19 protein-coding genes are annotated in these 18,360 nt (G+C 72.8%); 15 read left to right on the forward strand and 4 right to left on the reverse strand.

The window, feature by feature from the left end:
- From ACZ4V1_RS30845 to ACZ4V1_RS30855, 3 genes are all read left to right on the forward strand, one after another.
- Positions 1–283: carboxyl transferase domain-containing protein (locus tag ACZ4V1_RS30845; RefSeq protein ID WP_468342680.1), on the forward strand; the 283-nt coding region annotated here is incomplete at its 5' end.
- Between the two features lie 14 nt (positions 284–297).
- Positions 298–915 (forward strand): ScbR family autoregulator-binding transcription factor, encoded by a 618-nt coding sequence (locus tag ACZ4V1_RS30850; protein ID WP_468342683.1) that lies wholly within the window; start codon positions 298–300, stop codon positions 913–915.
- Positions 916–1,363: 448 nt separating this feature from the next.
- On the forward strand, positions 1,364–2,194 hold the full coding sequence (locus ACZ4V1_RS30855; RefSeq protein ID WP_468342686.1) for an AfsR/SARP family transcriptional regulator: 831 nt from the start codon (positions 1,364–1,366) through the stop codon (positions 2,192–2,194).
- A 37-nt stretch (positions 2,195–2,231) separates the two neighbouring features.
- Here the strand turns inward: ACZ4V1_RS30855 and ACZ4V1_RS30860 are convergent, their stop codons facing one another.
- Positions 2,232–3,332: an AfsR/SARP family transcriptional regulator gene (locus ACZ4V1_RS30860; protein WP_468342689.1), complete on the reverse strand. Its 1,101-nt coding sequence runs from the start codon at positions 3,330–3,332 to the stop codon at positions 2,232–2,234.
- A gap of 142 nt (positions 3,333–3,474) precedes the next feature.
- Positions 3,475–3,726: a hypothetical protein gene (locus ACZ4V1_RS30865; protein ID WP_468342692.1), complete on the reverse strand. Its 252-nt coding sequence runs from the start codon at positions 3,724–3,726 to the stop codon at positions 3,475–3,477.
- Positions 3,727–4,031: 305 nt separating this feature from the next.
- Between ACZ4V1_RS30865 and ACZ4V1_RS30870 the strand changes: the two genes are divergently transcribed.
- Entirely contained in the window at positions 4,032–4,853 is an 822-nt protein-coding gene (locus ACZ4V1_RS30870; protein WP_468342695.1) for an AfsR/SARP family transcriptional regulator, read from the forward strand.
- A gap of 32 nt (positions 4,854–4,885) precedes the next feature.
- On the opposite strand, the gene ACZ4V1_RS30875 is transcribed toward ACZ4V1_RS30870, so the two are convergent.
- On the reverse strand, positions 4,886–5,110 hold the full coding sequence (locus ACZ4V1_RS30875) for a DUF6059 family protein (RefSeq protein WP_468342698.1): 225 nt from the start codon (positions 5,108–5,110) through the stop codon (positions 4,886–4,888).
- A 592-nt stretch (positions 5,111–5,702) separates the two neighbouring features.
- On the opposite strand from ACZ4V1_RS30875, the gene ACZ4V1_RS30880 reads away from it, so the two are divergent.
- The 3 genes from ACZ4V1_RS30880 to ACZ4V1_RS30890 all read left to right on the forward strand — a co-directional run bounded on the left by ACZ4V1_RS30880 (position 5,703) and on the right by ACZ4V1_RS30890 (position 9,709).
- Positions 5,703–6,656 carry an aromatase/cyclase gene (locus ACZ4V1_RS30880; RefSeq protein ID WP_468342700.1) on the forward strand — a complete coding sequence of 318 codons (954 nt, stop codon included), beginning with the start codon at positions 5,703–5,705 and terminating at the stop codon, positions 6,654–6,656.
- A gap of 186 nt (positions 6,657–6,842) precedes the next feature.
- Complete coding sequence (locus tag ACZ4V1_RS30885; protein WP_468342703.1) at positions 6,843–8,654, forward strand: acyl-CoA dehydrogenase; 1,812 nt, start codon at positions 6,843–6,845, stop codon at positions 8,652–8,654.
- A 110-nt stretch (positions 8,655–8,764) separates the two neighbouring features.
- Positions 8,765–9,709 carry a 4'-phosphopantetheinyl transferase family protein gene (locus ACZ4V1_RS30890; protein ID WP_468342706.1) on the forward strand — a complete coding sequence of 315 codons (945 nt, stop codon included), beginning with the start codon at positions 8,765–8,767 and terminating at the stop codon, positions 9,707–9,709.
- An 11-nt stretch (positions 9,710–9,720) separates the two neighbouring features.
- On the opposite strand, the gene ACZ4V1_RS30895 is transcribed toward ACZ4V1_RS30890, so the two are convergent.
- Positions 9,721–10,188, reverse strand: a complete 468-nt coding sequence (locus ACZ4V1_RS30895; protein WP_468342709.1) for a nuclear transport factor 2 family protein — start codon at positions 10,186–10,188, stop codon at positions 9,721–9,723.
- Between the two features lie 165 nt (positions 10,189–10,353).
- On the opposite strand from ACZ4V1_RS30895, the gene ACZ4V1_RS30900 reads away from it, so the two are divergent.
- From ACZ4V1_RS30900 to ACZ4V1_RS30935, 8 genes are all read left to right on the forward strand, one after another.
- Positions 10,354–11,841 carry an FAD-dependent monooxygenase gene (locus ACZ4V1_RS30900; protein ID WP_468342712.1) on the forward strand — a complete coding sequence of 496 codons (1,488 nt, stop codon included), beginning with the start codon at positions 10,354–10,356 and terminating at the stop codon, positions 11,839–11,841.
- A 47-nt stretch (positions 11,842–11,888) separates the two neighbouring features.
- Positions 11,889–12,584, forward strand: a complete 696-nt coding sequence (locus ACZ4V1_RS30905) for an antibiotic biosynthesis monooxygenase family protein (RefSeq protein ID WP_468342714.1) — start codon at positions 11,889–11,891, stop codon at positions 12,582–12,584.
- Between the two features lie 102 nt (positions 12,585–12,686).
- The gene (locus tag ACZ4V1_RS30910) at positions 12,687–13,016 is read left to right on the forward strand and encodes a TcmI family type II polyketide cyclase (RefSeq protein WP_329468943.1); all 330 of its coding nucleotides are present in this window, start codon (positions 12,687–12,689) and stop codon (positions 13,014–13,016) included.
- 92 nt (positions 13,017–13,108) lie between these two features.
- The gene (locus ACZ4V1_RS30915) at positions 13,109–13,384 is read left to right on the forward strand and encodes a phosphopantetheine-binding protein (protein WP_468342717.1); all 276 of its coding nucleotides are present in this window, start codon (positions 13,109–13,111) and stop codon (positions 13,382–13,384) included.
- Between the two features lie 12 nt (positions 13,385–13,396).
- On the forward strand, positions 13,397–14,182 hold the full coding sequence (fabG, locus tag ACZ4V1_RS30920) for a 3-oxoacyl-ACP reductase FabG (protein WP_468342720.1): 786 nt from the start codon (positions 13,397–13,399) through the stop codon (positions 14,180–14,182).
- 68 nt (positions 14,183–14,250) lie between these two features.
- Positions 14,251–15,195, forward strand: coding sequence for an aromatase/cyclase (locus tag ACZ4V1_RS30925; RefSeq protein ID WP_468342723.1), 945 nt, complete (start codon positions 14,251–14,253; stop codon positions 15,193–15,195).
- Position 15,196: 1 nt separating this feature from the next.
- Positions 15,197–16,702 (forward strand): FAD-dependent oxidoreductase, encoded by a 1,506-nt coding sequence (locus ACZ4V1_RS30930; RefSeq protein ID WP_468342726.1) that lies wholly within the window; start codon positions 15,197–15,199, stop codon positions 16,700–16,702.
- A 123-nt stretch (positions 16,703–16,825) separates the two neighbouring features.
- Positions 16,826–18,343: an FAD-dependent monooxygenase gene (locus tag ACZ4V1_RS30935; protein ID WP_468342893.1), complete on the forward strand. Its 1,518-nt coding sequence runs from the start codon at positions 16,826–16,828 to the stop codon at positions 18,341–18,343.
- Positions 18,344–18,360: the final 17 nt, after the last annotated feature.

Here is an 18,360-nt window from a genome sequence, read left to right on the forward strand (position 1 = left end):
CTGGCCGACCAACGAGATCGCCGTGATGGGCGCCGAGGGCGCGGCCAACGTCATCTTCCGCCGTCAGATCGCCGACGCCGAGGACCCCGAGGCCACGCGGGCCCGCATGGTCAAGGAGTACAAGGCCGAGCTGATGCACCCCTACTACGCGGCCGAGCGCGGCCTGGTCGACGACGTCATCGACCCCGCCGAAACCCGCGACGTGCTCATCACGTCGCTCGCGATGCTCCGCACCAAGCACGCCGACCTGCCCTCCCGCAAGCACGGCAACCCACCGCAGTAGACGGAGCAATTTGAATGGTCAAACAGGAACGAGCCCTGCGCACCCGAGAGGCGCTGATCTCGTCGGCTGCCACGGTCTTCAACCGTGACGGCTTCAGCGTGGCCTCTCTCAACGCGATCAGTTCGCTGGCCGGAGTGAGCAGCGGAGCGCTCCACTTCCACTTCGTGAACAAGGCCGCGCTGGCCGACTCGGTGGAGCAGGCGGCGGCGGAACGGCTGGACCGCATCGTCACGGCCCGCGAAGGGGTGGTCAGCAACTCCCTGCAGCTGCTGGTGGACACCTCGCACGACCTCGCGCACCTGCTCGCCGAGGACGTGGTGCTGCGCGCCGGCTTCGAGCTGAGCCGGGACCAGGTTCGCGGGGGCAGCCAGGGACTGCACCACCAGTGGCACGAGTGGGTCGGGGCGGCGCTGAAGCGTGCGGACGGCGAGGGGCTGCTCAGCGAGGTCACCCCCGAGGCGGTGGCGGCCTCCGTGGTGGCGGCGACCACCGGCTTCGAGGTGCTGGGCACGCAGGACCCGCAGTGGCTCTCACATGGCACCGTCACCCGTTTCTGGCAGCTGCTGCTGCCGAGGCTGGCAGCGCCCTCCGTACTCGGTGACCTAGTCCCGGGAGGCAGCCGCTCGACGTGATCACGACGACGGCCGGGCTTCGGGGCGGCACTCGGCGTGCAGGGGATGATCAATAAGAAGACCGCATGGTTTGTTTTTATGTCGGCTATGCCTCTTTCATAACTTTTGCCGGGACTTCCGAGTTGCGTGGATCGAGCCCTCGGGTGCCGCTTCCCGCCGTGTCGCCACAGTCTTGACCCGGCCTGTCCGGTAGAGCCCTCCCAGAGTCAAGTAAGGCTCCGGGAGGGCTCTATCGGCACTTCAGCGTGGTTGCCGAGGGGTGGTTCCCCGCGGTGCCGAGGACGGCTCGCATGGCCGAATATGCACCTCCCCATTGACAAACCGACTGTGCTGTTTTTTTAATCGTCTTCGAGCCAGAGTCGTCGGATGCCCTCCAGGTGTCCAAGCGGCGGCCCTCGCGGCATGGATCCGCACGCAACCGGCATGCAACTCCGAGGGGGAGAAGACAGTGGACATCGAAGTTCTTGGCGCGCTGTCAGTACGCGAGCACGGCGTCTCGATCACACCGACCGCCCCGAAGCCGCGTCAGGTGCTGGCGCTGCTCGCCCTGCACGCCGACCGGGTGGTCCAGGTCTCCTCCCTGATCGAGGAGCTGTGGGACGACGAGCCGCCGCGCAGCGCCCGCACCACCCTGCAGACATACGTGCTCCAGCTGAGGGAGCTCATCGGTGCGGCGCTGGCCGCGGGCGGCGAGACGGGCGTCACCGCCAAGGACATCCTCGTCACCCTGCCCGGCGGTTACCGCCTGGACAGCCGTGGCGGCCGGGTCGACTTCCGTGAGTTCGAGCAGCGGGCCGGCGCCGGCTACCGGGCCATGGACGGCGAGGACTTCACGGGAGCCGCACGGCGGTTGCGGGAGGCCCTGTCGCTGTGGACCGGCTCGGCGCTCGCCGACGTGAGTGCAGGCGGCCGGCTCGACCTCGAGGTCAGGCGTCTGGAGGAGTCCCGGCTGTGCGCGCTGGACCAGCGCATCGAGGCCGACCTGAGGCTCGGCCGCCACCGCGAACTGCTCTCCGAACTGACCGTCCTCGTCAACCGACACCGGATGCACGAGAGCCTGCACGGCCAGTTCATGGTGGCCCTGCACCGCTCGGGACGGCGCGGCGAGGCGCTCAGCGTCTACCAGCGGCTGCGTGCCACGCTCGTGCACGAGCTGGGACTCGAGCCGTCGGCGACGATAGGCCGGCTGCAGCGCTCCATCCTCACGGCCAACCCGGAGACCGTCCCGCCCCGCGGCGGTCCGGAGGTCACCGGCCGCACCGTGGCCCGGGTGGGCTGACCCCGCCCCCGGCGTGCGGACCGGGCGGGCGGTGCGGTCACCGGGCCCGGGGGGACGCGACCCGAAGGCTGTCGAAGCGGCGGATCAGCTCTTCCTGTTCCAGGAAGAGCCGTTCCACGTGGCCCCGCAGGCGGGCGATCTCGTGGGTGAGGGTCATGACGGCCGCCTCCTGGTCCACCACGGTCGTGAAGGGCGGAACGCGGGCGGGGGCCGCCGGGAACGGACCGGCGGGTCCGGGTGCCGCGAGCGCCGGGTCGTGGTGGAGGACCGCCTCCATCCGGTCCCGCAGGGCGGGGCCGGGTTCGACGCCGAGCTCGCGGACCAGGTGCTTGCGCGCGCGGTCGTAGACGCCGAGGGCCTCCGCCTGGCGTCCGCAGCGGTAGAGCGCCACCATCAGCAGGTCGTAGAAGCGTTCCCGTACGGGATGGTCGGCGGTCAGTTCCTCCAGCTCGCCCGTGATCTCGTCATGCCGGGCCGCGCGCAGGCACGCGTCGTACAGCGCTTCCAGGGCGGTCAGCCGGTTCTCCTCCAGTTGCGCCGCCTCCGCCGCGCAGATGGCCCCGCGCACGCTGCCCTCCAGCGCGGGCCCCCGCCACAGTGCCAACGCCCGGCGCAGCAGATCGGCGGCGCGGCCGGGGTCCCCGACGGCGGCCGCCCGGCCCTCGGCCGCCAGGCGGTTGAAGCGCTCCGCGTCCGTGGTGGCCCGGCCGAGGCGCAGGACATAGCCGAACGACCGGGTCGCGATCCACTCGGGGTGCGGTTCGCGGGGGCCGGGGGACGGTTCGCGGGGGCCGGGGCACGGTCGCGCCAGCAGCCGCCGCAGGCGGGCCACATGGGCCTGCAGGGCGTTCCCGGCGTTCGCCGGCGGGCACCCGCCCCACAGCTCGTCGATGAGCCGGTGAGCGGAGACGGTCTGCCCCGACCTCACCACGAGGGCCCCCAGCAGAGCGCGCTGTTTCGCCCCCGTGGGAAGCAGCCCGAGCCCGGTACGCGCGTCGTGGACCTCGACGGGGCCCAGGATGCGGAACTCCGTCTCCGGCCCGGCGGGTCCGGCGGCTTCCGCGCCCGGGGCGCCGGGTCCGCTCGTGCTCCGGTGGTCCGGGCCGATGACCGGAATGGAGTGGGCGCCGTTTTCCATGGACGACTCCGTCTCGTGGTCCGATTCCTGTCGGCCGGAAAGGGAATACTGCATTACCCGGCTGTCGGACGATAGACGGTGTGAGTGACGGGGGCGCGGCGGCGCGAGTTCTGTTCCAGCGTTTTTCCGGGATTTCTGGAGTTCAGCCGGTGCGGTGCTCGCGGTGACAGGAACAGGGCGGTCGCCCAGGACCGGAAGCGGGGCGCGCCATCAGTTCGGGAAACCCGACCTCCACGCCGCGGCGGTGCCAGGCGGAGAGGACTTCCATGGCGGTGCTCGAGTCCAGGGGGGCGCCATCGGCGGCCACGAGGCGCAGGAGCCGGAGCGTCAGCGGATCCGCGTCCCCGGCCGTCGTCCGCCCGCCGTCGCGCCCGGTGCTTTCGGTGGCCTCCATGGCGCAGAAAGCTAACAGTGCGCACGGATCCGCTGAAGACGCGCGGCACATTATTTCCGTAGCAGTCAGGAGAGTGTCAGAGATGCGTCAGGAACAGCTGGGCGAGGGGTCGCAAGAATTCCGCTCGAAGACTCCTCGATGATTTCCCAGGGCGTGATTGTGGGGGGATACGGTGCGCCTCGTGCATACATCGTGGGGTAAGGACACCGGGTCCCTGCGTGGCGCAATATCGACGGATCTCGGGCACCGACTCGAACACCGGCTCGGAGGTCGAGGTCAGCCGTCGAGGTACGGGGAGGGAAGCCATGGAGATTCGTGTTCTGGGTCCACTGAGTGCCGACGTCAACGGGATGTCGATCGTCCCGACGGCCGGGAAGCCGCGCCAGATCCTGGCCCTGCTCGCTCTCTACCCGGGCCGGGTCATGCCCGTGCCCACGCTCATGGAGGAGATCTGGGGCACCGCGCTTCCGCAGAGCGCCCTCACCACGCTCCAGACCTACATACTCCAGCTGCGGCGCCGGCTCGGCACCGCCATGGGGCCCGGCGCCCCGGGCACCGCCAAGGACGTGCTCGCCACCCGGCACGGCGGCTACCTGCTGCAGATACCGGCCGACGCGGTCGACGTCCACGCCTACGAACGCCTCGTCACCGAGGGCCAGCAGGCCTTCGAGAACGGTGAGGACGAGCGGGCCGCCCAGAGCTACCGCAAGGCGCTGAACCTCTGGCAGGGGCCCGCACTGGTCGACGTACCCGTCGGTCCGGTCCTGGGGATAGAGGCGATGAGACTGGAGGAGAGCCGGCTGGTCACGCGGGAGCGCCGCATCGACGCCGACCTCCGGATCGGCCGGCACGCCGAGGTCACCGCCGAACTCACGGATCTGATCGCCCGGCATCCCGAGCACGAGGGGCTGCACTCGCAGGCCATGGTGGCGCTGTACCGGTCCGGTCGGCAGGCCGCCGCCCTGGACGTCTACCACCGGCTGCGCCGTCGCCTGGTCGACGAGCTGGGCGTGGAGCCCTCACCGCAGTTGCAGCGGCTGCATCACGCGATACTCGCCGTGGACCCCCAGCTGGACCTGTCGTCCGGGCCGCGGCGCTCCTCCACCTTCGATCTGTACGCGGCCTGACCCCGCGATGGCCGGCGGCGGCGCGGCGACCGTCAGCGCGCCGAGCCGATGTCCTTCAGCAGGGCGCGTTCCAACGCGGTCAGCGGCAGGTCGGGACGCAGGCGTTCGGGGTGGCCCGGCGGAGGCGCGTCCGCCAGGCGGGTGTCGGCCCGGGCCGTCTCACCGGCGAGCTGGACGGCGCCGACGGCGACCAGGGACTGCCAGACAGTGGTGGCCAGGGCGCGGGTGAACCGCAGCACACGCCGGGCGAACGCCATCAGGCCTCCTTCAGTCCGCGGATCGTCGTCCCACACCGGTCAGGCTGGGAGCGGCCGCTCGAGAACCGTCTGACGTTCTCTTGATTCCGGGTCGAGCGCCCGGTGACCCGGCGGGAAGCTCCCGCCGCCTGCCCGCCGGTGTGCCGTGCACCGTCGGGGCACCGGCCGCGCCCACCGTTTCGGTGGCCTGGCGGCAACCACCGGAGGTCGGTCCTCCATGTCCCGACGGGTGTCACCCGTCGTGCCGGCGGAACGGCTCGGGTTTGGCGCCCGTGACCGCCGCGGCCTCGGCGCGGGTGCCCGGCGCGGGGCCGGACACCGGTGCGTGAAGCGGCGGTCCGCGGGGTCGGGCAGCGTGGTCGTGTCCGGATCGACCCGGCGTCCGGCACGGTCGGCGTCCGCGCGCAGCGCCGCGCTCCGCTGCGGATTCCAGCGGTGTTCGAGGAACGGGCGAGTCGTTCTCCACCGGATCAGGACACAGTCCATGGCGAGCCTGTACCAACCGGCGGGCGGCGTCCCATGGCGGCCCGCCCCGCCTTCCGGACGCCGAGACGAGAGGGGTGTGGGGATGTATCTCGCGCCCGTACACCGTATGGCCCAGCACGCGGAGGTCGACGCCCCCGCCGGCGTGCTCTACGGCCTGATCGCCGACGCGCTGCGCTGGCCCGTCTTCCTGCCGCCGACCCTCCACGTCGAACAGCTCGAGTTCGACGGCGAGTCGGAGCGGCTGCGGATGTGGGTCACCGCCAACGGCGAGGTCAAGTCCTGGACCACGCGTCGCGTCCTCGACGCCGTGGCGCACCGTGTCGACTTCCGCCAGGAGGTCCTGCCCCGGCCGGTGACCTCCATGGGCGGCAGCTGGACCGTCGAACCGCGAGGTCCCGAGCGCTCGCTCGTCACCCTCAGCAACGACTTCGCCGTGGCCGACAACGCGCGCGCCGACGTGGACTGGGTGAAGAGGGCCACCACCGCCAACAGCCGGGCCGCCCTCGCCAACCTCCGGCAGCTCGCCGAGCGCTGGCGCCGCCTGGACGACCTCGTCCTCTCCTTCGAGGACGCCGTGACCGTGGACGCACCCGTCGAGCCGGTGTACGACTTCCTGCACCGGTTCGGCGACCGGCCCGACGCGGTGCCCGGCGCGCGGGGGATCGACATCGCCGAGCGCGGGCCGGGAGTACAGCTGATGACCGTGGAGCTGGCCGGCGCCGACGGGACCGTGCGTACGACCGAGTCGGTGCGGATCGGCTTCCCGCACGCCGGGCGCATCGTCTACAAGGACGTCCGGGACACCGAGGAGCCGGCGCTGCTCGCCGCGCACGCGGGGGAGTGGGCGGTCGAACCCAACGCCTGGGGCGAGGGAGTCACCGTCGTCGCGCGCCACCACGCCGTCCTGGACGAGGACGGTGTGCGCGAGCGGTACGGCGACGGCGCCGACGCGGTGCGTGTCGCCCGGGAGGCCCTGCTCTCCCGGCTCGCCCGGGAGAGCGGCGTCGCGCTGCGGCTGGCCAAGGAGCACGCCGAGTGCGCGCCGGCCCGCGGGGCCTGAGCCGCACCGCCGGTCCGTGGCCGCACCGCCGGCCCGCGGGGCCTGAGCCGCACCGCCGGTCCGTGGCCGCACCGCCGGCCCGCGGGGCCTGAGCCGCACCGCCGGTCCGTGGCCGCACCGTCCCCGCTCATCGCGCTGTCCCCACCCGTCCGCACCCGCCGGACGGGCTGAAGCTGGAGGTCGCACGTGAACAACAGCCTCACCGCGGGTGCCGGCGCATCCGCGGCCGCGGGCCCGGCCCCGGACTCCCGCGCCCCCCGGGTGTCCGGTGACGGAGCCGCACGGGCCCGGCATGTCGAGGACCTGCTCGGTGATCCCTTCGCCACCGGCAACCCGCACGGCCAGCAGGCGCTGCTCGCCGCCGACGAACGGCGTGAGATCCCCGCCGCCACCGAGGAACTGCTCGGCCGCTTCGGGCTCGCCGCCGAGTTCGTGCCCACCGCTCTGGGCGGCCGGTTCACCGGTGTCGAGGCACTCGCCCAGGTGCTGCGGCCGGTCTTCCGGCGGGACGTCGCGCTCGGTTTCGGTGCCGGGGTCACCGCCCTGTTCGCGGCGTCCGTGGTGTGGACCGCGGGGGACGAGCGGCAGCGCCGGGAGACCGCGTCGCTGCTGCTCGGCGGCGGCCGGATCACGATCCTGCACCGCGAGTTCGCCCACGCCAACGCGATCCTGCGCGGCGAGTACACGGCACGGCCCGCCCCCGACGGGTACGTGGTCGACGGCCGCAAGGACGTCGTCATCAACGCCGACCGCGCCGACACCTTCGTCGCCTACGTCCGCACCGCGCCCGGCGACGGCCCGGACAGCCACTCCGTGTTCCTGCTCGAGACCGGCAGGCTCCCGACGCACGTCGTGCACCGGCTGCCGCGCGTCCGCACCCACGGCATGCGCGGCGCACACTACGCGGGGCTGCGGCTCGACGACTGCCCGGTGCCCGCCGACGCCCTCGTGGGAGGGCTCGGCGAGGGCGTCAGCCTTTCCCTGCGTACCTTCCAGGTCAGTCGGGCGCTGGTGTCCGGTGGCGCTCTGGTCGGCGGGATGGACAGCGCGCTGCGATACGCCGTCCGCGCCGTCAGCGAGTCCCGGCGCGGCCTGGTGCTGCGCGGGCGCCGGGGCCGGGTGCTCGCCGGGGTCTTCGCCGACCTGCTCGCCTGTGACAGCCTCGCCGTCGCCGGCCTGCGACTGCTCGACCTGGCGCCCGAGCACGCCCTGATCCCCTCCGCCGCCGTCAAGTACGCCGTGTCCGCACTGCTCCACGAGGACCTCGACGAACTCGCCGCGGTGCTCGGCGCGCGCGGATACGACCGCGGGCCCACCTACGGCGGCTTCCAGAAACTGGTGCGCGACCTGCCGGTGGCCGGGCTCGGGCACGCCGGTACCGCCGACACCCAGGCCGTACTCGTCCCGCACCTGCGCACCCTCGCCCACGCGACCCGCGACGGCGGGAACGGACACGAGGCACCCGGCGCGCTCTTCACACCCGGTGCCGGCCGGAGCGCGCTCGACTTCCGGCGGCTCGACGCGGAACCCCGCGACCCGCACAGCGGCTGCGACGGTCTGCTCGCCGCACTGCTCGGGGCCGCCGCCCGGCTCGACGGCAAGCGGGACCGCGGCCCCAGGTGGGCGGCGCTCGCCGACCTCGCCCACGCCTTCGCCGCCGAGGTGTACAGCCTCGCCGAGCGGTGCGCGACGCTCCTGGGGCGCCCGGACACCGGGGCGCTCGCGCCGGCCGCGTACGTCCTCGTCGACCGGTACTGCCTGCTGCTCGCGGCCGCGTCCTGCCTCGGGGTCTGCGAGAACGCCGACCCCGGCACCCCGGACGGCGGCCTGCTCGCCGAGCCCGACTGGGCGCTGATCGCCCTGACCAGATTCGGCCGCCGCCTCGGTCTGGAAGTGCCCGACCTGCCGGACGGCATCACACAGGACCTGGCGGCCCGGCTCGTGGACCGGTACCGCGACGGGCGGAGCTTCGACCTCTACGGGATGCGGCTCGCGTGAGCCCCGAACGCGGCAGAAACGATTCGGCCCGGGAGGTCCGCCGGTCCGGACCGGCCGCCGGACCCGCAGGACGACGCTGGGAGGCGAACGCCGTGCACCACAGGGAGCCCATGGCCGTGCGCGGAGGCGACGGCCGCGTCACGGACGACATCGACGCCCGCGACGCCGTGGGTGTCCTCGACACCCTGCGGCGCCTGAGCGCGCTCGGTGTCGTCGCCACCGCGCACGGGTCCGCGGTCGCGCCGCCCGTGCACATCCCGCGGCCGGACAGCTCCTGGCTGCGGATCCGGGAGGACCTCCTGGACCACGGGACGACGGTGGCGTACGCGACGTGGACCGAGTGGTTTCCCGCGGTGCTCACCACCCCGCGCCTACAGGCGCTGCTGGGCCGGGACTGGAACCGCTACGCCGGCACCCACGACCCCGCGGTCCGCAGCCGGTTCGCCGCTTCCCGGCTGCTCATCAAGTACACCGCGGCGGCCGCGCTCGGCATCAGCCCGGAGGACATCGACATCGCCTACCGTCTCGGTGGCCGTCCGTACCTGCGCGGCCTCGACCAGGTGGAGGTGGCGCTGACGCACACCGGTGAGCTGATGGCCGTCGGGATCAGCCGGGTGGGCCGGGTCGGCCTGGACGCCGAGTGCGCGGACCGGCGCTTCGACCTGGAGCTGATGCGTGGCCGGATGTGCACCCCGGCCGAGGTCGCCGAACTCGACGCGCTGTCCGCGGACCAGCAGGCGGCGTGCGTGCTGCGGCTGTGGACCCTGAAGGAGGCGTACACCAAGGCGCTCGGGCAGGGCATGCGGCTCGCCTTCACCGAATTCGGCTTCGGCCTCGCCCTCGGCGGCCTGCGCACCCCCGACGGTGCCGCGGCGCTCGGCGACGAGTGGACGTTCGCCACCCACCCGGTGCTCGGCCGCTACCTGGTCAGCGCGGCCTGCCACGACGCCGGGCTCGACCCGGCCGGCGACACCTCGGTCGGCACCATGCTCGACCCGCGGCTGCTCACGGCGATGACCCCGCCCGGAGACGAGGGCCCCGTCGTGGACATCTGAGCACCGGGTGATCAGCCCCGTGCGGGAGGCTCCCCCTCGGTGAACAGCACCCGGAACGACAGCTCGCGGATCCGCCACCCGGCAGCCGTCCTGCGGGCCTCACCGGAGGCGAGCGTCCCCGCGCGGAACAGCGGCGGCCGGTCCCCGCCGGGATGGTGCACGTGCGTGGTCAGCACGTTGGCGCGGAACGCCGCCCCGTCGCCCGTGACCGCCACCACCGCCGGCGAGCCCAGGTGCTGGGTGCGCGCGAACGCCGCGAGCGAGGCGCGGTGCCACTCGGCGAGTCCGGCGCACCCCTCGTGGCGGCTCATCGGGAAGGTGACGATCGCGTCCTCGGTGAACAGGCTCCGGGCCCACGCGTCGTCGGGCTCCTCGTCGTCGAGCGTGACCAGATAGCGGCCCAGCAGTTCGGCGACCACAACGGCGTCCGCGGAATCGGCGGCCGCGGCCGAATCGGCGGGCGAAAGATTGGAAGTCACCGCCCGAGCATGGCGCCGGGCGCGGTCGGGGGACCAGGCCCCTGCCAGAGATCTGACATTCTCGGCAGAGTTCTGTAATGGATTGCGCAAAGCCTGTACCGAACTCGCTTTACCGTTCCTCCGTGGTCCGGCAATACTCATCAAACACCAGTCGGAAGAGGGCAGATGGACACCTTTGACGCGGACGTGATCATAGTAGGAGCAGGGCCCACCGGACTCATGCTCGCAGGCGAGTTGAGTCTCAACGGAGTCTCCGCCCTGGTCGTCGACCGGCTTGCCGAACCCATCAGGGAATCCCGAGCCCTCGGCTTTTCCGCGCGCACGATCGAGGAATTCGCGCAGCGCGGACTCATATCCCGGCTCGGCGATGTCGATGTCATTCCGTTCGGTCATTTCGGTGGAGTTCCGCTCGACTACCGGGTCGTTGTGAACGGTTCGTACGGCGCCCGCGGAATCCCCCAGTCACGGACCGAGGCCATGCTCGCCGGCTGGATCGCGGAGCGCGGTGTCGAGGTGCGCCGCGGCGTCGAGGTCACCGGCGTCGAGCAGGACGACGACGAGGTCCGCGTGCACGTGGCCACCGCGGACGGCACCGGCACGCTCCGCGCCCGCCACGTCGTCGGCTGCGACGGCGCCCGCAGCGTCGTGCGCACCAGCGCCGGGATCGACTTCTCCGGCACCGCGCCCACCGTCGAACTGCGCTTCGCCGACATCACCGGCGTACAGCTGCGCCCGCGCTTCAGCGGCGAGCCGGTGCCCGGCGGCATGGTCATGGTGCTGCCGCTCGGTCCCGACCGCAGCCGCGTCATCTACTACGACCGCGCGCAGCCGATGCGCACCGGCGAGGACCCCATCACCTTCGACGAGGTCGCCGAGGCGTTCCACCGCCTGTCCGGCGAGGACATCAGCGGCGCCACACCGCTGTGGGTCTCCTCCACCACCGACGTCAGCCGGCAGGCCGCCCAGTACCGCGAGGGACGCGTCTTCGTCGCCGGCGACGCCGCCCACATCCACCTGCCGATCGGCGCGCAGGGCATGAGCGCCGGTATCCAGGACGCCGTCAACCTGGGCTGGAAGCTCGCGCTGGACGTCAAGGGCCGGGCTCCCGAGGGGCTGCTCGACACCTACCACTCCGAGCGCCACCCGGTCGGTGCCCGCATCCTCGCCAACACCCTCGCCCAGCGCACCCTCTACCTCGGCGGTGAGGAAGCCGGGCCGCTGCGGCAGGTGTTCGCCGAGCTGGTGCGGCACGAAGAGGTGCAGCGCCACCTGGTGGGCATGGTCACCGGGCTCGACATCCGCCACGACGTCGGGTGCGACCGCCACCCGCTGCTGGGCCGCCGCCTGGAGGACAAGCAGGTCACCCGGGACGGCGTGAAGCAGAGCGTCTTCTCCTTCCTGGAGCCGGGGCGCGGCCTGCTGCTCGACCTCGCCGGCAGCGAAGAGCTGCGGGCCGCAGGCGAAGGCTGGTCCGACCGGGTCGACACCGTCACCGTGCAGGACGCCGAAGACGGCTACGGCCCCGCCGCCCTGCTCGTCCGTCCCGACGGCTACATCGCCTGGGTGGGCGGCGCCGGCGAAGGGCCGGCCGCCGGTGCCACGGGCATGCCGCTCACCGACGCGCTCGCCCGCTGGTTCGGCCCCGCCGGCTGACCACGGGCCCCGACCGCCCGCACGTACCCCGAGGAAGCGAAGGAACCATGCCGATCATCTCCGCCGAGGACAACTACCTGACCGTCCTCAACCTGTTCACCACCGACACCCCCGAACACCAGGAACAGCTGCTCACCGAGATGGGCAAGATCGTCGACACGGCCGCCTACGAGGGGTGGATCTCCTCCACCGTGCACGCCGGACAGGACACCCCCGGCACCGCCAACCTGATCCAGTGGCGCAGCGGCGAGGACCTGGAGAGGCGCTACGCCGGTGACGAGTTCAAGCACCGCACGCTGCCCGTCTTCCGCGAGATCACCACGGCCATCCGGCTGCTGCAGAACGAGATCGCCTTCTCCCAGACCCGCTCCGGGCTCGGTGGACGCGTCGAGGTCTCGCCCGACCGCGACGACTACACGGCCATCGAGGTCCACCGGGTCGCGGAGGCCGACCAGGCGGAGCTGGTCAAGCTCCTGGGCGAGGGCCAGGACTGGCTGGTGAACGTCCCCGGCTACCGCTCGCACAGCGTCTTCAAGGGCCTGCGCGCCATGTTCGTCGAGGGCGCCTTCGCCGTCGTCTACTCGCAGTGGGACAGCAAGGAGAGCTACGAGGCGTTCCGCGACCTGCCCCACGAGCGCAAGCCCGGACCCCGCCGCGCCAACGACGAGCGCATCGCCGAGCTGCAGATCGAGTGCGACGCGAACACCTACCGCGTCGTGCACACGCGCGCGGCGGGCGAGTAGCCGGCCCGCGCGCCGGGCGGCGGGCACCGGCCGTGGCGCCGGCCGCCGAGCGGCATCCGTGCCCCGCGCAACCCATCGGACCCCGCCAAGGAGCGAGAACCTATGCACAGCACGCTGATCGTGGCCCGCATGGCGCCGGGCTCGAGCGCGGACGTCGCCGAACTGTTCGCCGAGTTCGACGCGACCGACATGCCGCACCGGATGGGCACCCGGCGGCGCCAGCTGTTCGCCTTCAACGGCCTCTACTTCCACCTGCAGGACTTCGACGAGGACAACGGCGGCGAGCTGATCCAGGGCGCCAAGGACGACCCGCGCTTCGTGCGGATCAGCGACGACCTCAAACCGTTCATCGACCCCTACGACCCCGCGACCTGGCGTTCCCCGGCCGACGCCATGGCACGGCGCTTCTACCGGTGGGAGGCGTCCGCCTGAGCGGACGGCGTACCGCCGGCGGGCCGGACGGCCCGTGAGCACCGGAAACGATCAGCTGGGGCGCCACCGCCCCGAGACCGAAGGAAGCACCCATGGCCAGTACCCAGTTCACCCTCGACGACCTCCGGCGCGTACTTCTCGAGGCCGCGGGTGCGGACGAGAACGTCGACCTCGACGGAGACATCCAGGACACCACGTTCGAGGTCCTCGGCTACGAGTCCATCGCGCTGCTGGAGACCGGCGGCCGCATCGAGCGCGAGTACGGCATCGTCCTGGACGACGACGACCTCGGCGACGACATCACGCCGCGCGACCTGCTCGACATCGTCAACGCCCAGCTGGCCCTGTCCGGGGCCCGGGCCGCCTGAGAGGGGCACCCCATGTCCGACACCACCCGCAGGGTCGCCCTCGTCACCGGTGCGACCAGCGGCATCGGTCTGGAGGCCGCCCGGCTGCTGGCGCAGCAGGGGCACCGGGTCTTCATCGGCGCACGCGACGCGGACAACGTCGCCCACACCGCCAAGGCGCTGCGCGAGGAGGGCCTGGACGTGGACGGCCGGCAGCTCGACGTCCGCGACGCCGCCTCCGTCAAGGAGTTCGTGCGCAGCGCCGTCGCCGCGTTCGGCACCGTCGACGTGCTCGTCAACAACGCCGGCCGCTCGGGCGGCGGTCCCACCGCGGACATCACGGACGAGCTGTGGGACGACGTCATCGACACCAACCTCAACAGCGTGTTCCGGATGACCCGGGAGGTCCTCACCACCGGCGGCATGCGCGCCAAGGACCGCGGCCGGATCATCAACATCGCCTCCACCGCCGGCAAGCAGGGCGTCGTCCTCGGCGCCCCCTACTCGGCCTCCAAGCACGGGGTCGTCGGCTTCACGAAGGCCCTCGGCAACGAACTGGCACCGACCGGCATCACCGTCAACGCCGTCTGCCCCGGATACGTCGAGACGCCGATGGCCCAGCGGGTGCGGCAGGGCTACGCCGCGGCGTACGACACGAGCGAGGACGAGATCCTCAAGAAGTTCCAGGCCAAGATCCCGCTCGGCCGCTACTCCACGCCCCAGGAGGTCGCGGGCCTCGTCGGCTACCTCGCCTCCGACACCGCGGCGTCCATCACGTCCCAGGCACTCAACGTCTGCGGCGGCCTCGGCAACTTCTAGGCCGCCCGTCCACCGGGAGCCGCGCTCCCCGCCGTCCGCACAGCCAGTACCACCGAGGAGAAGCCGTCATGACGACTCGTGAGGTCGAGCACGAGATCACCATCAGCGCGCCCGCCGCCGCCGTGTACCGCCTCCTCGCCGAGGTGACCAACTGGCCGCGGATCTTCCCGCCCACCATCCACGTCGAACGCGAGGAGACCGGCGGCAACGAGGAGCGCATCCGCATCTGGGCCACCGCCAACGGCGAGCCCAAGACCTGGACCTCGCGCCGCACCCTCGACCCCGAGGCCCTGCGCATCACCTTCCGCCAGGAGGTGCCGGCCCCGCCGGTCGCCGCGATGGGCGGCACCTGGATCGTCGAACCCCTCGGTGCGGGTACCTCGCGCGTCAGGCTCCTGCACGACTACCGGGCCGTCGGCGACGACCCCCACGACCTGCTGTGGATCGAGCGGGCCGTGGACAAGAACAGCACCGGCGAACTGGCCGCCCTCAAGGAGAACGTCGAGCGCGTCCACGCCGCCGACGCGCAGGAACTGACCTTCTCCTTCACCGACACCGTGACGATCGACGGCTCGGCCAAGGACGCCTTCGCCTTCGTCAACGAGGCCGGGCTGTGGCCGGAGCGGCTGCCGCACGTGGCCCGTGTCCGCTTCACCGAGGACACCCCCGGCCTGCAGGAGCTGGAGATGGACACCCGCGCCAAGGACGGCTCCACGCACACCACCAAGTCGTACCGGGTCGTCCTCGGCCACCACCGCATCGCCTACAAGCAGGTCACGCTGCCGGCCCTGATGACCCTGCACACCGGCGTGTGGACCTTCGAGGAGACCGAGGAATCGGGTACGACGGCCAGCTCCCAGCACACCGTCACCCTCAACACCGAGAACATCGCCCGGATCCTCGGCCCCGAGGCGACCGTCGCCGACGCCCGTACCTATGTGCACGGCGCGCTCAGCACCAACAGCCTCGCCACCCTCGGCCACGCCAAGGACCACGCGGAGCGGAACCGCTGACATGGCCGGCGCCCCGCACCCGGACGGCCGGACAGCGCGCACCGGGCCCGCCGAGACGGTCGACACCCAGGTGATCGTCGTCGGTGCGGGCCCCGTCGGCCTGCTCCTCGCCGGTGAACTGGCCCTGCGCGGCATCCAGGTGACCCTCGTCGAGCGGCGCCACGGCCCGACCACGGAGTCCCGCGCCTCCACCCTGCACGCCCGCACGATGGAACTGCTCGACAGCCGCGGTCTGCTCGCGGACCTCGGCAGCCCGCCGTGCGAGCCGCGCGGCCACTTCGGCGGCATCCCCCTCGACCTGACGCTGCCCGGCCCCTACCCCGGACAGTGGAAGGTCCCCCAGACCAGGACCGAGTCCGTCCTGGAGGAGTGGGCCCTCGGCCTCGGCGCCGACCTCAGGTGCGGCCACACCCTGCACGCCGTGCGGGACCGCGGCTCCCACGTCGAGGCGGCCGCCACCGGCCGCCACGGCGACCGCCTCACGCTGCGCGCCGCCCACCTGGTCGCCTGCGACGGCCAGGACTCCACGGTGCGCCGCCTGATCGGCGCCGACTTCCCCGGCACCCCGGCCGCCCGCGAGCTGCTGCGCGCCGACGTCGAGGGCGTCGACATCCCGAACCGGCGCTTCGAACGCCTCCCCGGCGGCCTCGCCGTCGCCGCCCGCAACCCGGCCGGCGTGACCCGCGTGATGGTGCACGAGTTCGGCGCCGCGGTCCGCGAACGCGCCGGCGCTCCGCACTTCGACGAGATGGCGACCGCCTGGAAGCGCGTCACCGGCGAGGACATCTCCGGCGGCACCCCGCTGTGGGTCAACCACTTCGACGACGAGAACCGGCGCCTGGCCCGCTACCGGCACGGCCGCGTCCTGTTCGCCGGAGACGCCGCCCACCGCCAGATGCCCATCGGCGGCCAGGCACTCAACCTCGGCCTCCAGGACGCCTACAACCTCGGCTGGAAGCTCGCCGCCGCCGTCGACGGCACCGCACCCGGCGGACTCCTCGACAGCTACGACACCGAACGCGCCGCCGTCGGTGCCGCCGTCCTCGGCAACATCCGCGCCCAGGCCCTGCTGCTGCTCGGCGGCCCCGAGGTGGAAGCGCTGCGCACGGTCCTCGCCGAACTCGTCGCCCACGACGAGGTGCGCACCCGCCTCGCCGGAATGATCAGCGGGCTCGACGTCCGGTACGACGTCGGCGGCCCCGAGCACCCGTTGCGGGGCGCACGGCTGCCGCACGTGCGGCTGCGCGTCGGCGAGATCGTCTGCGGCACGGCCGAACTGCTGCGCTCCGGACGCGGGCTGCTCCTCGGTCTCGGCGCCCCACCGCCGCGGATCGACACCGCCCTGGCCGACCGCGTCGACACGGTCACCGCACAGGCGGCCCCCGGCTCACCGCTCGCGGGCACGCCGGCCCTCCTGGCCCGGCCGGACGGCCACGTCGTCTGGGCGGGCGGCAGGGACGCGAAGGGGCTCGCCGAGGCGGTCGGACGGTGGTTCGGCACTGCCTGAGCCATCGTCCCCGGGCCGCACACTTCCCGTTCTCGCCGCCCCCCCCGCCCCCGCCTCCCGGCCCCCACCGAGCACGGACCACTGACGAGTGAGAGGGATCCCACCACCATGCAGGACACCACGATGGACGCCGACGTCATCGTCGTAGGCGCAGGCCCGACCGGACTGATGCTCGCAGGGGAACTGCGCCTGGGCGGGGCGGAGGTGATCGTCCTCGACAAGCTGCCCGAGCCCACCGGCCAGTCCCGCGGCCTCGGTTTCACCGCCCGCGCCATGGAGGTCTTCGACCAGCGCGGGCTGCTGCCCCGCTTCGGGCAGGGCGAGACCCTGGAGGTCAGCCCCGTCGGCCACTTCGGCGGGGTCCAGTTCGACTTCACCGCCCTGGAAGGTGCCCACTTCGGCGCCCGCGGCATCCCGCAGAGCCAGACCGAGGCCGTCCTCGCCGCGTGGGCCACCGACCTCGGCGCCGAGATCCGCCGCGGGTGCGAGGTCCTCGCCGTCACCGACGGCTTCCTGGACGGCGACCACGTCGAGGTCACCGTGGGGACCGCGGACGGCGTACGGCAGCTGCGCGCCTCCCACCTGGTCGGCTGCGACGGCGGCAAGAGCACGGTGCGCAAGCTCGCCGGCATCGACTTCCCCGGCACCGAGGCCACCCGCGCGATGTTCCTCGCCGACGTGACCGGCCTCGACCTCAAGCCCCGCTACCTCGGCGAGACGCTCCCCAACGGCATGGTGATGGCCGCCCCGCTCAAGGAGGGCGTGCACCGCATCATCGTCTGCCCGCACGGCGCCGCCGCCCGCAGCGCCGACGACACCGTCACCTTCGAGGAGGTCGCCAAGGCCTGGGAGCACATCACCGGCGAGGACATCAGCGGCGGCGGCGCGGAGTGGGTCAGCTTCTTCAGCGACGCCACCCGCCAGGCCGCCGAGTACAAGCGCGGCCGCGTGCTGCTGGCGGGGGACGCGGCCCACATCCACCTGCCCGCCGGCGGCCAGGGCCTGAGCACCGGCGTCCAGGACGCCGCCAATCTCGGCTGGAAGCTCGCCGCCGTCGTCACCGGACGCGCCGACGAGGCCCTCCTGGACACCTACCACGGCGAGCGCCACCCCGTGGGGCGCCGCCTGCTGATGAACACCCGCGCCCAGGGCATGGTCTTCCTCGGCGGCGACCAGGCCGAGCCGCTGCGCCGCGTCCTGACCGAGCTGACCGGTTACGACACGGTCCGCCGCCATCTCGCGGGCATCGTCTCCCACCTCGACATCCGCTACGACGGCATCGGCGACCGCGAGTCCGGCGACGGCGAATCCGCCCACCCGCTCCTCGGGCGCCGTCTCGGCAAACTCCCGCTGACCGGGCCCGACGGCGAGACCGACACCTTCGCCCTGCTGCACGCCGGGCACGGCGTCCTGCTCGACCTCGTCGGCGACCCCGCCCTGCGCGCGGCCGCCGCGCCCTGGGCCGGCCGCGTCGATGTCGTGACCGCCACCGCCCGCACGGCCGACCGCGGCGCCGTGTTCGCGGGCGCGCAGGCGGTGCTGGTCCGCCCCGACGGGCACGTCGCGTGGACCGGTGCGGGTGGCGGAGACGGTCTCGGCAGCGCCCTCGCCCGCTGGTTCGGCGCACCCGCCGGAGGATGACGTACGCAGTGAGGGGT

The organism is Streptomyces sp. NPDC028991 (assembly GCF_055564775.1).

What these genes read in the sequence shown, in the direction of transcription:
- ACZ4V1_RS30850 (WP_468342683.1), top strand. Translation starts at nt 298, where the DNA reads ATGGTCAAACAGGAACGAGCCCTGCGCACCCGAGAGGCGCTGATCTCG.
- ACZ4V1_RS30860 (WP_468342689.1), bottom strand. Translation starts at nt 3,332, where the DNA reads ATGGAAAACGGCGCCCACTCCATTCCGGTCATCGGCCCGGACCACCGG.
- ACZ4V1_RS30865 (WP_468342692.1), bottom strand. Translation starts at nt 3,726, where the DNA reads ATGGAGGCCACCGAAAGCACCGGGCGCGACGGCGGGCGGACGACGGCC.
- ACZ4V1_RS30870 (WP_468342695.1), top strand. Translation starts at nt 4,032, where the DNA reads ATGGAGATTCGTGTTCTGGGTCCACTGAGTGCCGACGTCAACGGGATG.
- ACZ4V1_RS30875 (WP_468342698.1), bottom strand. Translation starts at nt 5,110, where the DNA reads ATGGCGTTCGCCCGGCGTGTGCTGCGGTTCACCCGCGCCCTGGCCACC.
- ACZ4V1_RS30880 (WP_468342700.1), top strand. Translation starts at nt 5,703, where the DNA reads ATGGCCCAGCACGCGGAGGTCGACGCCCCCGCCGGCGTGCTCTACGGC.
- ACZ4V1_RS30890 (WP_468342706.1), top strand. Translation starts at nt 8,765, where the DNA reads ATGGCCGTGCGCGGAGGCGACGGCCGCGTCACGGACGACATCGACGCC.
- ACZ4V1_RS30900 (WP_468342712.1), top strand. Translation starts at nt 10,354, where the DNA reads ATGGACACCTTTGACGCGGACGTGATCATAGTAGGAGCAGGGCCCACC.
- ACZ4V1_RS30905 (WP_468342714.1), top strand. Translation starts at nt 11,889, where the DNA reads ATGCCGATCATCTCCGCCGAGGACAACTACCTGACCGTCCTCAACCTG.
- ACZ4V1_RS30910 (WP_329468943.1), top strand. Translation starts at nt 12,687, where the DNA reads ATGCACAGCACGCTGATCGTGGCCCGCATGGCGCCGGGCTCGAGCGCG.
- ACZ4V1_RS30915 (WP_468342717.1), top strand. Translation starts at nt 13,109, where the DNA reads ATGGCCAGTACCCAGTTCACCCTCGACGACCTCCGGCGCGTACTTCTC.
- fabG (WP_468342720.1), top strand. Translation starts at nt 13,397, where the DNA reads ATGTCCGACACCACCCGCAGGGTCGCCCTCGTCACCGGTGCGACCAGC.
- ACZ4V1_RS30925 (WP_468342723.1), top strand. Translation starts at nt 14,251, where the DNA reads ATGACGACTCGTGAGGTCGAGCACGAGATCACCATCAGCGCGCCCGCC.
- ACZ4V1_RS30930 (WP_468342726.1), top strand. Translation starts at nt 15,197, where the DNA reads ATGGCCGGCGCCCCGCACCCGGACGGCCGGACAGCGCGCACCGGGCCC.
- ACZ4V1_RS30935 (WP_468342893.1), top strand. Translation starts at nt 16,826, where the DNA reads ATGGACGCCGACGTCATCGTCGTAGGCGCAGGCCCGACCGGACTGATG.